The following is a 12250-nucleotide window of genomic DNA, read 5'->3' as shown; positions in this document are numbered from 1 at the left end:
CTCAATCTCGCGCGTGATTCCAGAGAATATCTTGCCCGCCATCCACTCGATTCAAAACGCGCGCCAACACAAACAACAAATCTGACAACCGATTAACATACCTTCTAGGCGCGTCATTAAGCACATCGGCTTCGACCCGCCCTAAAGCAATAATCGTCCGCTCAGCCCTTCGACACACCGTCCGACAAACATGCGCCAAAGCCGCCGCTCTCGACCCGCCCGGCAAAATGAATTCCTTAAGCGGCGGCAAAGTCGAGTTGTAATCCGCGAGCCACGCATCCAGCCGCGCTAAATGCGAGTCCGAAATCATCGAATGCCCCGGAATCGACAATTCGCCGCCCAGATCGAACAAATCGTTCTGAATCTGCGTGAGCGCATTACGCACATCCGGCGGTAAAGCCTCGCACAGCAACACGCCCAACGAAGAATTCAATTCATCGACATCGCCGATCGCCGCAATGCGCGCATCGTCTTTCGAAACGCGGCGGCCATCGCCAAGTCCGGTGGTGCCATCGTCGCCGGTGCGCGTCGCGATCTTGCTGAGGCGGTTACCCATCACTGCTCCTGTGTCATCCAGAATCCAAAGTGCGCCGAAAAGCCGCCGAAGCATTATAGGCAGCGCCCCTCGCTTACCCTGCGACGCCGCGCGCCGCGAGCGTCCCGCGCGTAAAATAGGACGGCGCCCTGCCGTGCAACCGACAAACAGCACGCATGCCGCCCGAAGCACGAAATCGACAAAAATCCGCCGGAGACGCCCGTGAACCACCCCGCCTTGCCGCATGCCATCCGCCGGCCGTTTCCCGCCGCCCTGCTCGACGCGCTCAAGCAACACTTCGCCGAGCGCGTCAGCACGAGCCAGGCCGTGCGCGAACATCACGGCCGCGACGAATCCCCGTTCGATCCGCAATTGCCTGACGCCGTCGTCTTTGCGCGCAGCACGGAAGAGGTCCAGGCCATCGTCCGGCTGTGCGCCGAGCACGACGTGCCGATCATCCCGTACGGCAACGGATCGTCGCTCGAAGGGCATCTGCTCGCCGTTCAAGGCGGCGTGTCCATCGACCTGTCGGAGATGAACAGCGTCGTCTCGATCAACGCGGAAGACCTCACCGCCACCGTGCAGCCCGGCATTTCCCGCAAGCAGTTGAACGAAGCGCTGAAGGACACCGGCCTCTTCTTTCCGATCGATCCCGGCGCGGACGCGAGCATCGGCGGCATGTCGGCGACGCGCGCCTCGGGCACCAACGCCGTCCGCTACGGCTCCATGCGCGAAAACGTCCTCGCGCTGACCGTCGTGCTGGCCGACGGCCGCGTCATCCATACCGGCACGCGCGCGCGTAAATCGTCGGCGGGTTACGACCTGACGCGGCTTTTCGTCGGCTCCGAAGGCACGCTCGGCGTCATCACCGAAATCACGGTGCGGCTGTATCCGCAGCCTGAAGCCATCTCGGCGGCCGTCTGCGCGTTCCCGTCGATGGGCGACGCCGTGCGCGCCGTCATCGAAACGATCCAGATGGGCGTGCCGATCGCCCGCGTCGAGTTCGTCGACAAGCTGGCGGTGCGCGCCATCAATCGACATTCGAATCTGACGCTGCGCGAGTCGCCGATGCTGTTCTTCGAATTCCACGGCACCGAAGCGGGCGTGAAGGAACAGGCGCAGACCGTGCAGGAGATCACGGCGCAGAACCACGGCACGGACTTCGAATGGGCGACGCGTCCCGAAGACCGCAGCCGCCTGTGGACCGCGCGCCACAACGCCTATTTCGCGATGCTGCAACTGAAGCCCGGCTGCCGCGCCGTGACGACTGACGTCTGCGTGCCGATCTCGCGTCTGGCCGAATGCGTCGAAGAGACGGAGAAGGACCTGCTCGGCTCGTCGCTGCCCTGCCCGATCGTCGGACACGTCGGCGACGGCAATTTCCACGTCGCGATGCTGCTCGATCCCGCGAAGCCCGAGGAACGCGACGAAGCCGAGCGCCTGAACCGGCGCATCGTGGAGCGCGCGCTGAAAGTCGGCGGAACGTGCACGGGCGAGCACGGCGTCGGGCTGCACAAGATGGACTTCATGCTCGACGAGCACGGCGAAGACGGCATCGACGTGATGCGGTCCATCAAGCACGCGCTCGATCCGAGGAACCTGATGAATCCGGGCAAGATCTTCGCGTTCACGCGCTAACCGCGCCGCCGCATCCCGCGCGCCCGGTGGACGAAGAAGCCACGAGCGCGCAACATGGGGTGTCGCCGCGTCAGAGACTTTTATCGAACACGCGCCGTCATGTTCAGGCGCCGGGAGGAGACATGAACGCACCCGACGAACTCAAGCCCGAGTTCTCCGACGCCGCCGCGCCGGAATTCTCGCCGAATCTGCCGCACGAGGACGCGCCCGCGCTCACGGAAGAACAACTCGCCGAGCGTCAGCGCGAAGTCGTGCAGGCGCTGATGGCCGTGCTGCCCACGCATTGCCTGCTGTTTCGCGACGAGGACACGTCCGTCTACGAATGCGACGGTCTCGCCGCCTACCGGCGTCTGCCGCTCGCAGTCGTGCTGCCCGAGACGGAAGCGCAGGTGCAGCGCGTCGTGCAGATCTGCGCGCGGCTCGGCGTGCCGATCGTGCCGCGCGGCGCGGGCACCGGGCTTTCCGGCGGGGCGATGCCGATTCGCCACGGCATCGTGCTCTCGCTCGCGCGCTTTCGGCGCATCATCGAAGTGGATTCGTACGCGCGCACGGCCACCGTGCAGCCCGGCGTGCGCAACCTCGCCATTTCGGAAGCCGCCGCGCCTTACGGGCTGTACTACGCGCCGGACCCGTCGTCGCAGATCGCGTGCACCATCGGCGGAAATGTCTCCGAAAATTCGGGCGGCGTGCACTGCCTGAAATACGGCCTCACCGTGCATAACGTGCTGCGCGTGCGCGCCGTGACGATGGAAGGCGATATCGTCGAATTCGGCTCGCTCGCGCCGGATGCGCCGGGGCTGGATCTGCTCGCGGTGCTGATCGGCAGCGAAGGCATGTTCGCCGTCGTCACCGAAGTCACCGTCAAGCTGATTCCGAAGCCACAGACGGCGCAGGTCATCATGGCGAGCTTCGACGACGTGGTGAAAGGCGGCAACGCGGTCGCGGCGATCATCGCGGCGGGCATCATCCCGGCGGGCCTCGAAATGATGGACAAGCCCGCGACGCGCGCGGTCGAGGAGTTCGTCAAGGCCGGCTACGATCTCGACGCAGCCGCCATTCTGCTGTGCGAATCCGACGGCACCTACGACGAGGTCGCCGAGGAAATCGTGCGCATGACCGCCGTGCTGCGCGAGCATGGCGCGACGCGCATCCAGATCTCGCGTTCGGAAGCCGAGCGGCTCAAGTTCTGGTCCGGCCGCAAGAACGCGTTTCCCGCCGCAGGCCGCATTTCGCCCGACTATTACTGCATGGACGGCACGGTGCCGCGCCGCGCCATCGGGCCGCTGCTCGCGCGCATCGAAGAGATGGAGAAGAAATACGCGCTTCGCTGCATCAACGTGTTCCATGCGGGCGACGGCAACATGCATCCGCTGATTCTCTTCAACGGCAACGATCTCGACGAATGGCATCGCGCGGAAGCGTTCGGTTCCGACATTCTCGAAACGTGCGTGGAACTGGGCGGCACGGTGACGGGCGAACATGGCGTGGGCATCGAGAAGATCAATTCGATGTGCGTGCAGTTTTCGCCGGAAGAGCGCGACGCGTTTCACGCGGTCAAGCGCGCGTTCGATCCGCTGCGCCTGCTCAACCCCGACAAGGCGATTCCCACGCGCGCGCGCTGCGCCGAGTACGGCAAGATGCATATTCGCGGCGGCCTCCTGCCGCATCCCGAACTGCCGCGCTTCTGATCGGCCGCCGCGCTCGCCGCGCGTTTCGCTATCCACGTTTGTCCGGGTACGGCTGCGTTAAGCGGCCGGTACAATCGACCGGACAGGCGTAGCGCAAGCCATACGAAAAGCGGATTACAAGAGCGGGACACCATGGAACAGGACGACATCGTCGCCGCCTGGTCGGAGCGGATCGCCCGGGCCAGCGAGACCGGCGCGCCGCTGCGCATTCGCGGCGGCGGCACGAAAGACTGGTACGGCCAGACGCTCCAGGGAGAGATTCTCGACACGCGCGCCTATCGCGGGATCATTTCGTACGATCCGGCGGAACTGGTCATTACCGCGAAAAGCGGAACGCCCCTTGCTGAAATCGAGGCTGCGTTAAGAGAACATGGCCAGATGCTGCCTTTCGAGCCTCCTCACTTCGGGCGCAATGCGACGCTCGGCGGCTGCATCGCGGCAGGTCTTGCCGGACCGCGCCGCGCGTGGACCGGCGCGGCGCGCGATTTCGTGCTTGGCGCGGCCGTGATGAACGGACGCGGGCAGGTGCTGCGCTTCGGCGGGCAAGTGGTGAAGAACGTCGCGGGCTACGACGTCGCGCGGCTGCTCGCGGGATCGCTTGGCACGCTCGGGCTGATTCTCGAATTATCGGTGAAGGTGCTGCCGCGACCCGTCGCCGAAGCCACGCTCAAATTCGACATGCACGCCACCGACGGCGTGCGCAAGCTCAATGAATGGGGCGGCCATCCGTTGCCGATCAGCGGCAGCGCGTGGCGCGACGGCACGCTCGCGCTGCGTCTCGCGGGCGCGGAAGCGGCCGTGAAGACCGCGCGCAATTCGCTCGGCGGCGAAGTGGTGGATGCGGTCGAGGCCGACCGCTTCTGGGTCGGCCTGCGCGAACAGACGGACCCGTTCTTCGCCGTGATCGAACCGCGCTCGGCGCTCTGGCGGCTCGCGTTGCCGTCGATTGCGGAGCCGCTGCATCTGCCGGGCGCGCAACTCATGGAATGGGGCGGCGCGCAACGCTGGTGGATCACCGACACCGATCCGCAGACCGTGCGCATCAGCGCGAAGCAGGCCGGCGGCCACGCGACGATCTTTCGCGCAGGCTCCGCCTATGACCGCAACGCGGGCGTCTTCACGCCGCTGCCCGCGCCGCTCATGAAGATTCATCGCGGGTTGAAGGCCGCGTTCGATCCGGCGCGCATCTTCAACCGCGCCCGGCTTTATCCCGATTTTTAGGCGAACCGAGCAACACGCAATGCAAACCAATCTCGCCGATTTCATCCGCGGCACCGCCGATGGCGACGAAGCCGACGCGATTCTCCGCAAGTGCGTCCACTGCGGCTTCTGCACGGCGACTTGCCCGACGTATCAACTGCTCGGCGACGAACTCGACGGACCGCGCGGACGCATCTATCTGATGAAGCAGATGTTCGAGGGCGCGCCCGCCACGCGCAGCACGCAGACGCATCTGGACCGCTGCCTCACGTGCCGCAACTGCGAGACCACGTGCCCGTCGGGCGTGCAGTACGGCAAGCTCGTCGAGATCGGGCGCAAGGTCGTCGAACAGAAAGTCGAGCGGCCGATGCGTCAGCGCATCCAGCGCCGCTTTCTCGCGAGCTTCCTGCCGAATAGCACGCTTTTCACGCCCGCGATGAAGCTCGGGCAGCAAGTGCGCGGCGTGCTTCCGCGCAAGCTGCGCTCGAAGATTCCGGTGCCCGAGAAGCCGCTCGCGCCGCCCACGCGCAAGCACGCGCGCAAGATGCTGATGCTCGCCGGCTGCGTGCAGCCCGCGATGATGCCGAACGTCAACACGGCGACGGCGCGCGTGTTCGATGCGCTCGGCATCGAAATCGTGACCGCGCCGGGCGCCGGCTGCTGCGGCGCGATTCGTCTGCATCTCGGCTATAACGACGACGCGCTCGACGACGTGCGCAACAACATCGACGCGTGGTGGCCGTATGTCGAAAGCGGCGTCGAGGCGATCGTGATGAACGCGTCGGGCTGCGGCGCGACGGTCAAGGAGTACGCGCACCTGCTGCGCAACGATCCGCTGTACGCGGACAAGGCGCGGCGCATCGTCGAATTGACGCGCGATCTGGCCGAGATTCTGCCGGCGTTCGAGGAAGAACTCGTGGCGCTGGCGCGGCGGCGGGCGGTGCATACGGTCGCGTTTCATCCGCCGTGCACGTTGCAGCACGGGCAGCAGATCCGCGGGCGCGTCGAGCATCTTCTGACGGCGCTCGGTCTCGAAGTGCGCCTGCCCGCGGACGCGCACATGTGCTGCGGATCGGCCGGAACGTATTCGGTGCTGCAACCGAAGATGGCTTACGCGCTGCGCAACCAGAAGCTCGACCGGCTGGAAAAGACCGAGCCGCAGATGATCGTGTCGGCGAACGTCGGCTGCATCGCGCATCTGCAAAGCGGCACGTCCACGCCGGTAACGCACTGGATTCAGCTTCTGGAGCATCTGCTGTACGGCTAGGCGGATTCGTATAATGGCCCGATCCGCCATGAATGTCGCTCGCGCATGTCCATCGCTCAACATCTAGAAGAAGTTCGTCAACGGATCGCGCAGGCCGCCCAAGGCGCGTCGCGCGATCCGGCGTCCGTCAAGCTGCTCGCCGTATCCAAGACCTTCCCCGCCGACGACGTGCGCGCCGCCTTCGATGCCGGCCAGCGCGCGTTCGGCGAGAACTACGTGCAGGAAGGCATCGCGAAGATCGCCGCGCTCGCAGACTTGCGCAGCAAGATCGAATGGCATTTCATCGGGCCGCTGCAATCGAACAAGACGAAGCTCGTCGCGGAGCAGTTTGACTGGGTGCATTCCATCGACCGCCTGAAGATCGCGGAACGCCTTTCCGCGCAGCGTCCCGAAGGCGCGACGCCGCTCAACGTGTGCGTGCAGGTGAACGTGAGCGGAGAGGCATCCAAGAGCGGCGTCGAGCCGCATGACGCCGCGGCGCTCGCGCATGCGGTGGCGGCGCTGCCCGGCCTGCGTCTGCGCGGGCTGATGTCGATTCCCGAGCCCGCCGACACGCTCGACGCCCAGCGCGCCCCGCACGCGCGCCTGCGCGAATTGATGGATGCGTTGCGCGCCGACGGCCTCGAACTCGACACGCTGTCGATGGGCATGTCCGCCGATCTCGAAGCCGCCGTGCTCGAAGGCTCGACGATGGTACGCATCGGCACCGCGATTTTCGGCACGCGCACTTACACCCACTGACTCATCACTCTCACCATGAAAATCGCATTCATCGGCGGCGGCAACATGGCCGCGGCGCTCATCGGCGGTCTCCTCAAGCGCGGCGTCGCGCCCGCGGATATCTACGCCATCGACATCAACGAGGAAGCGCGCGCGCGCACCGCGAAGCAATTCGGCATCGAGACGGGCGCGGCCATCGACGCGAAGCTCGCCGGCTACGACGCCATCCTGCTCGCGGTGAAGCCGCAGGTGCTCAAAGGCGTCGCCGAGGCGCTCGCGCCGCATCTCGCGCGGCAGACGGTCATCAGCATCGCGGCGGGCATCCGCGCGGCGGACCTCTCGCGGTGGCTCGGCGGCTACGCGCACGTGGTGCGCACCATGCCGAACACGCCCGCGCTCATCGGCATGGGCGTAACGGGGCTCGCTGCATTGCCGGGCGTGAGCGACGAGGCGAAGGCGCTTGCATCGCAAGTGCTGGAAGCGGTCGGCACGACCGTCTGGTTCGACGACGAAGCGAAGATCGACGCAGTCACCGCCATCTCCGGCAGCGGTCCGGCGTACGTGTTCTATTTCATCGAAGCGATGCAGGAAGCGGCGCGCGCGCTCGGCATGGACGAAGAGCAAGGCCGCGCGCTCGCGGTCGCGACGTTCACGGGCGCGGCGCAACTCGCGGCGCAGTCAAGCGAACCGGCGAGCGTGCTGCGCGAGCGCGTGACATCGAAGGGCGGCACGACGGCGGCCGCGCTCGCCTCGTTCGATGCGCAAGGCGTGAAGGACGCGATCGTGCGCGGCGCGCTGGCGGCGGAAGCGCGGGCCAAAGAAATGGGCGATGAATTCGGCGCGGCTTGAACGGCTCGAACGCGCAGATGCGACGTGGCGCGCGCGGGTTATTCGATGAAAAGCCTGTCGCCGCGCTGCGCGATATGCCGCAACAGCGGGTCATGTGCGTTCAACGCGAGCAAAACGTCCGGATGATTTTCTCGTCGTTCATGAGCACTTCGGCGAGCATGACGGGCGCGCACCGCTCGATGGTTTCCTTCGCGCCCCGACGCACGTCCAGTCCGATTGCCTTCCATGTCGAGCTCGATGAAATCGACACGATCGAGCATCAATGAATCGCCACGCGCCGCGCAAGCTCAGCCTGCCAGCGCGTACTGAAGCGCAATCCCTGCGAACAACGCGCCGCCCAGCCAATTGTTGTGCTTGAACGCGGCGAAGCACGCCATGCGCTCGCGGTTTCGGATAAGCATGTAGTGATACGCCGCGCAGCCGGCCGCGCCCAGCCAGCCGAGCCAGTACGGCCAGCCGAAGTGCAGCGTGACGCCGATGCCCGCATACACCGCGAGCGTCGCGGCGTAGCACAGCATCACGGCGAGCACGTCGTACCGGCCGAACGTGAGCGCGGACGTGCGAATGCCGATCTTGATGTCGTCGTCGCGATCGACCATCGCGTATTCGGTGTCGTAAGCAACCGACCAGAACACGTTGGCCGCGAGCATGATCCACGCGAGCATCGGCACATGATCCTGCACGGCGGCGAACGCCATCGGAATGCCGAAGCCGAACGCGATGCCCAGATACGCCTGCGGGATCGCGAAGAATCGCTTGGTGAACGGATACGTGCCCGCGACGAACAGCGCGAAGACCGACAGTTCCTTCGTGAGCACGTTGAGCGGCAGAATCAGCAGGAACGCGACGAGCGACAGCGCTGCCGCCAGCACCACCGCTTCCCACGCGCGAATCTTGCCCGACGTGATTGGCCGCTCGGCGGTGCGCTTCACGTAGCGGTCGAAGTCGCGGTCCGCGTAATCGTTGATCGCGCAGCCCGCCGAGCGCATCAGAAGCGTGCCGATTGCGAAGATCACGATCAGCATCAGCGATGGCCGGCCATCCGACGCGATCCATAACGCGTTGAGCGTCGGCCACAAGAGCAGCAGGCTGCCGATGGGCTTGTCCAGGCGCACGAGGCGCATATAGAGCGGGAGACGGGCGAGCATGGAAGGCGGCCGGAACGGAAGAGCAGATATTTTAGTCCAGCGCTGCGCGCCGTTCTGAAAAGCAAAAACCCGTGCAGTACATCGCACGGGTTTTCTAAACGGACAAGAGAACCGCTTTACGCGAGCATCGAGCGCAGCATCCACGCGGTCTTTTCATGCGTCTGCATGCGCTGCGTCAGCAGGTCGGCGGTCGGCTCGTCGTTGGCGGCTTCGGTCGCCGGGAAAATCTCGCGCGCCGTGCGCACCACCGCTTCCTGACCTTCCACCAGTTGGCGGATCATGTCTTCGGCGTCGGGCACGCCTTCGGCTTCCGGAATCGACGAGAGCTTCGCGAAGTCGCGATAGCTGCCCGGCGCGTGCACGCCGAGGGCGCGAATGCGTTCCGCGATCGAATCGACGGCCGTGGCCAGTTCCGTGTATTGCGTCTCGAACATCAGGTGCAGCGTGTTGAACATCGGCCCCGTGACGTTCCAGTGGAAATTGTGCGTCTTCAGGTAGAGCGTGTAGGTGTCCGCGAGCAGCCGGGACAGCCCGTCGGCGATCCGCTTGCGATCTTTGTCGTTGATGCCGATGTTGACGGCAGGTGCGATGCCTTTTTTCGCCATGATGACTCCGTGAAAGAGTGATTCGAACGTGGTGCGCCGCGCGTGACGCATTGTTTCGGCGCGCGGCGTTTCGAGCGATCGACAGTGTATCTTAGAAACGCGGCGGTTTCCTTGTGCGGCAAGGCTTGGAAGCCTATGCCGCATGCCTGCGCTCCAGATGGTCTCAGGCGAACCCGCCCGCGCCGTGAAGCGCGCTCGCGACGACGAGTCCGTACGCCGCCGCCACGATTCCGAAAGCAACTGCGACGCGCGCACCGCGCGTTGCCCGGCGGCTCGTCGCTTCCAGGCGATCCACCGCCTGGCCGATGATGTTCAGTGTCTGGGTCATGATCTTGCTCCTGCTTTCCCGTTCGACCGTTGCCGCCGCGCCTTTCACGCGAGTCACACAGCGGCCGTATCTTCCTCGTCGATGTCCTTCTGCACATCGACCCGCTGCCCGATGCGGGCGAGCGCATCGACGACGCCTTGCGCATAGGCCGGATCAGCGCGGCGGAAATGCTCGATCTGCCGCGCGACGATCTCGTTCGGCACGCCGTGAATGTGCCGCGCGATGTTGCCGAAGAGACGCTCGCGCTGCCCGTCATCGAACAGGCGGAAGAGCGCGCCCGGCTGGCTGTAGTAGTCCTCGTCCTCGCGATGGTCGTAGCGATCGACCGCGCCCGCCGCGAGCGGCGGCTCGTTGACGCTCGCGTCCTGCGCGAAGTCGCCGAAGCGGTTCGGCTCGTAGTTCACGCGGCCGCCGAGATTGCCGTCGACGCGCATGCCGCCATCGCGATGGAACGGATTCGCTACCGGCGTGCGCGGCGCGTTCACCGGAATCTGATGGTGATTGATGCCGAGGCGGTAGCGTTGGGTGTCGCCGTACGAGAAAAGCCGCCCCTGCAACAGCCGGTCCGGCGAAAAGCCGATGCCCGGCACGACGTTCGCCGGCGTGAAGGCCGACTGCTCGACCTCCGCGAAGTAGTTCTGCGCGTTGCGGTTCAGCTCGATCACGCCGACATCGATGAGCGGATAGTCCTTGTGCGGCCACACCTTCGTGATGTCGAACGGATTGAAGCGGTACGTCGCCGCGTCCGCTTCCGGCATGATCTGCACGCGGAAATTCCAGCGCGGGAAGTTGCCCCGGTCGATATTCTCGACCAGATCGCGCTGCGCGCTTTCGCGGTCGGCGGCGATCACGGCGGCCGCTTCCGCATCCGTGAAGTTTTCGAGCGGCTGCTGCGACTTGAAGTGGAACTTCACGTAGAAGCGCTCGTTATTCGCGTTGATGAACGAGAAGGTGTGCGAACCGAAGCCGTGCATCTGCCGATAATTCTTCGGAATGCCGCGATCGCTCATCAAAATGGTCACCTGATGCAGCGATTCCGGATGACGCGACCAGAAGTCCCACGCCGCCACGTTGCTGCGCAGGTTGGTGTACGGATCGCGCTTTTGCGTATGGATGAAGTCGGGAAACTTGAGCGGATCACGAATGAAAAACACCGGCGTGTTATTGCCGACCACGTCCCAGTTGCCCTCTTCCGTGTAGAACTTGATGGAGAAGCCGCGCACGTCGCGCTCGGCATCGGCCGCGCCGCGCTCGCCGGCCACCGTGGAAAAGCGCATGAAAATAGGCGTTTCCTTGCCGATTTCGTTGAAGAGCTTCGCCTTCGTGTAGCGGGAAATGTCGTGCGTCACGCGCAACGTGCCGAACGCCCCCGAGCCCTTCGCATGCACGCGGCGCTCGGGAATCACTTCGCGATCGAAGTGCGCGAGCTTCTCGATGAGCCAGAAGTCCTGCAACGTCACGGGGCCGCGCGGGCCGGCGGTCTGCGAGTTCTGGTTGTCTCCTACGGGCGCGCCGCTGGCGGTGGTGAGTCGTTGGGTCGTCATCGTGATACTCCGTGGTTTGTGTTGGCTTGGGATGAAGAAGGCGTCACGCAGTGCGGGCGAAGGCGGCGAGGACGTCGAGCGCGACGGCGCGCAGTTCGGACCACGGCGTTGCTGCCGAAGCGGCGCGGGATGCGGCGGGCTGGCGGGGTGTCATCGCTCTGTTCCTCGTGTCTTGTCTGAGCCGAGTGGCTCTCTGGGAACAGAGCTTATCAAAACTATCGAATAGCTCTATTCGATTAATTTTATTTATGTGATAGGCGGGTGATGCGGAGGGAGGACGACGCAACGCGCCGTCGACGCGTCAACTGTTGCCGAGAGGGTCGGAGCCGTAGCGGTTCACGCCTGGCGTGCCGCGCTCGCAACTCCAGAACAGCAGCAGAATGCTGCCGACAAGGGGAACGCACGCGATCAGATAGAACCATCCGGAGCGGTCCGTATCATGCAGCCGGCGAACCGTGACAGCGAGACCCGGCAGGAGTAGTGCAAAACCAATAATGCACATCGTCCAAACGGCAATCGGCGAATCGTTTTTCGTTTCGGAAAGGACGGTGGCGACGATCGCAATCACCAGCGAAAGGAGTTGAAAAAACCAGTATTCCGAGCGCGATGCGCGACCGTTAAACGTGGCGTATTTCTCGAATAGCGCTACGCGAATTGCATCAAAGAAGTCCATATGTTTCTCGATTCCTACGTTGCGCGGCGGACGTGCCGCGCCGGGAGCGGGATTT

13 protein-coding genes are annotated in these 12250 nt (G+C 64.7%); 6 read left to right on the top strand and 7 right to left on the bottom strand.

Translation table 11 applies throughout. The features are described 5' to 3' along the window. Position 1: 1 nt before the first annotated feature. On the bottom strand, positions 2 to 556 hold the full coding sequence (locus tag HWX53_RS03735; RefSeq protein WP_175939490.1) for a cob(I)yrinic acid a,c-diamide adenosyltransferase: 555 nt from the start codon (positions 554 to 556) through the stop codon (positions 2 to 4). Positions 557 to 757: 201 nt separating this feature from the next. Between HWX53_RS03735 and HWX53_RS03730 the strand changes: the two genes are divergently transcribed. The 6 genes from HWX53_RS03730 to proC all read left to right on the top strand — a co-directional run bounded on the left by HWX53_RS03730 (position 758) and on the right by proC (position 7897). After that, a complete protein-coding gene (locus HWX53_RS03730) occupies positions 758 to 2173 on the top strand; it encodes an FAD-linked oxidase C-terminal domain-containing protein (RefSeq protein WP_175939489.1) in 1416 nt (471 codons plus the stop codon). 122 nt (positions 2174 to 2295) lie between these two features. Continuing rightward, positions 2296 to 3861 (top strand): FAD-linked oxidase C-terminal domain-containing protein, encoded by a 1566-nt coding sequence (locus HWX53_RS03725; protein ID WP_241269821.1) that lies wholly within the window; start codon positions 2296 to 2298, stop codon positions 3859 to 3861. 132 nt (positions 3862 to 3993) lie between these two features. Then, complete coding sequence (gene glcE / locus HWX53_RS03720; protein ID WP_175939488.1) at positions 3994 to 5082, top strand: glycolate oxidase subunit GlcE; 1089 nt, start codon at positions 3994 to 3996, stop codon at positions 5080 to 5082. Positions 5083 to 5101: 19 nt separating this feature from the next. Then, entirely contained in the window at positions 5102 to 6328 is a 1227-nt protein-coding gene (glcF, locus tag HWX53_RS03715) for a glycolate oxidase subunit GlcF (RefSeq protein ID WP_175939487.1), read from the top strand. A 45-nt stretch (positions 6329 to 6373) separates the two neighbouring features. Then, the gene (locus HWX53_RS03710; protein ID WP_175939486.1) at positions 6374 to 7069 is read left to right on the top strand and encodes a YggS family pyridoxal phosphate-dependent enzyme; all 696 of its coding nucleotides are present in this window, start codon (positions 6374 to 6376) and stop codon (positions 7067 to 7069) included. Positions 7070 to 7084: 15 nt separating this feature from the next. Next, on the top strand, positions 7085 to 7897 hold the full coding sequence (gene proC / locus HWX53_RS03705) for a pyrroline-5-carboxylate reductase (RefSeq protein WP_175939485.1): 813 nt from the start codon (positions 7085 to 7087) through the stop codon (positions 7895 to 7897). A gap of 38 nt (positions 7898 to 7935) precedes the next feature. On the opposite strand, the gene HWX53_RS03700 is transcribed toward proC, so the two are convergent. From HWX53_RS03700 to HWX53_RS03675, 6 genes are all read right to left on the bottom strand, one after another. Then, on the bottom strand, positions 7936 to 8157 hold the full coding sequence (locus HWX53_RS03700; protein ID WP_175939484.1) for a hypothetical protein: 222 nt from the start codon (positions 8155 to 8157) through the stop codon (positions 7936 to 7938). Between the two features lie 27 nt (positions 8158 to 8184). After that, positions 8185 to 9045, bottom strand: coding sequence for a 4-hydroxybenzoate octaprenyltransferase (gene ubiA / locus HWX53_RS03695; protein ID WP_175939483.1), 861 nt, complete (start codon positions 9043 to 9045; stop codon positions 8185 to 8187). A 116-nt stretch (positions 9046 to 9161) separates the two neighbouring features. Next, positions 9162 to 9650, bottom strand: coding sequence for a Dps family protein (locus tag HWX53_RS03690; RefSeq protein WP_175939482.1), 489 nt, complete (start codon positions 9648 to 9650; stop codon positions 9162 to 9164). 163 nt (positions 9651 to 9813) lie between these two features. Further along, positions 9814 to 9978, bottom strand: coding sequence for a hypothetical protein (locus HWX53_RS03685; RefSeq protein ID WP_175939481.1), 165 nt, complete (start codon positions 9976 to 9978; stop codon positions 9814 to 9816). 53 nt (positions 9979 to 10031) lie between these two features. After that, positions 10032 to 11522, bottom strand: a complete 1491-nt coding sequence (locus HWX53_RS03680; protein WP_175939480.1) for a catalase — start codon at positions 11520 to 11522, stop codon at positions 10032 to 10034. Positions 11523 to 11823: 301 nt separating this feature from the next. Beyond that, a complete protein-coding gene (locus HWX53_RS03675) occupies positions 11824 to 12195 on the bottom strand; it encodes a DUF805 domain-containing protein (protein ID WP_175939479.1) in 372 nt (123 codons plus the stop codon). Between the last annotated feature and the right edge of the window lie 55 nt (positions 12196 to 12250).

The organism is Caballeronia sp. BCC1704 (genome assembly GCF_902833455.1).
Lineage (GTDB): Bacteria > Pseudomonadota > Gammaproteobacteria > Burkholderiales > Burkholderiaceae > Caballeronia.
Note: the sequence above shows the minus strand (reverse complement) of the source record. Positions and strands in the feature narration are given on the sequence as shown.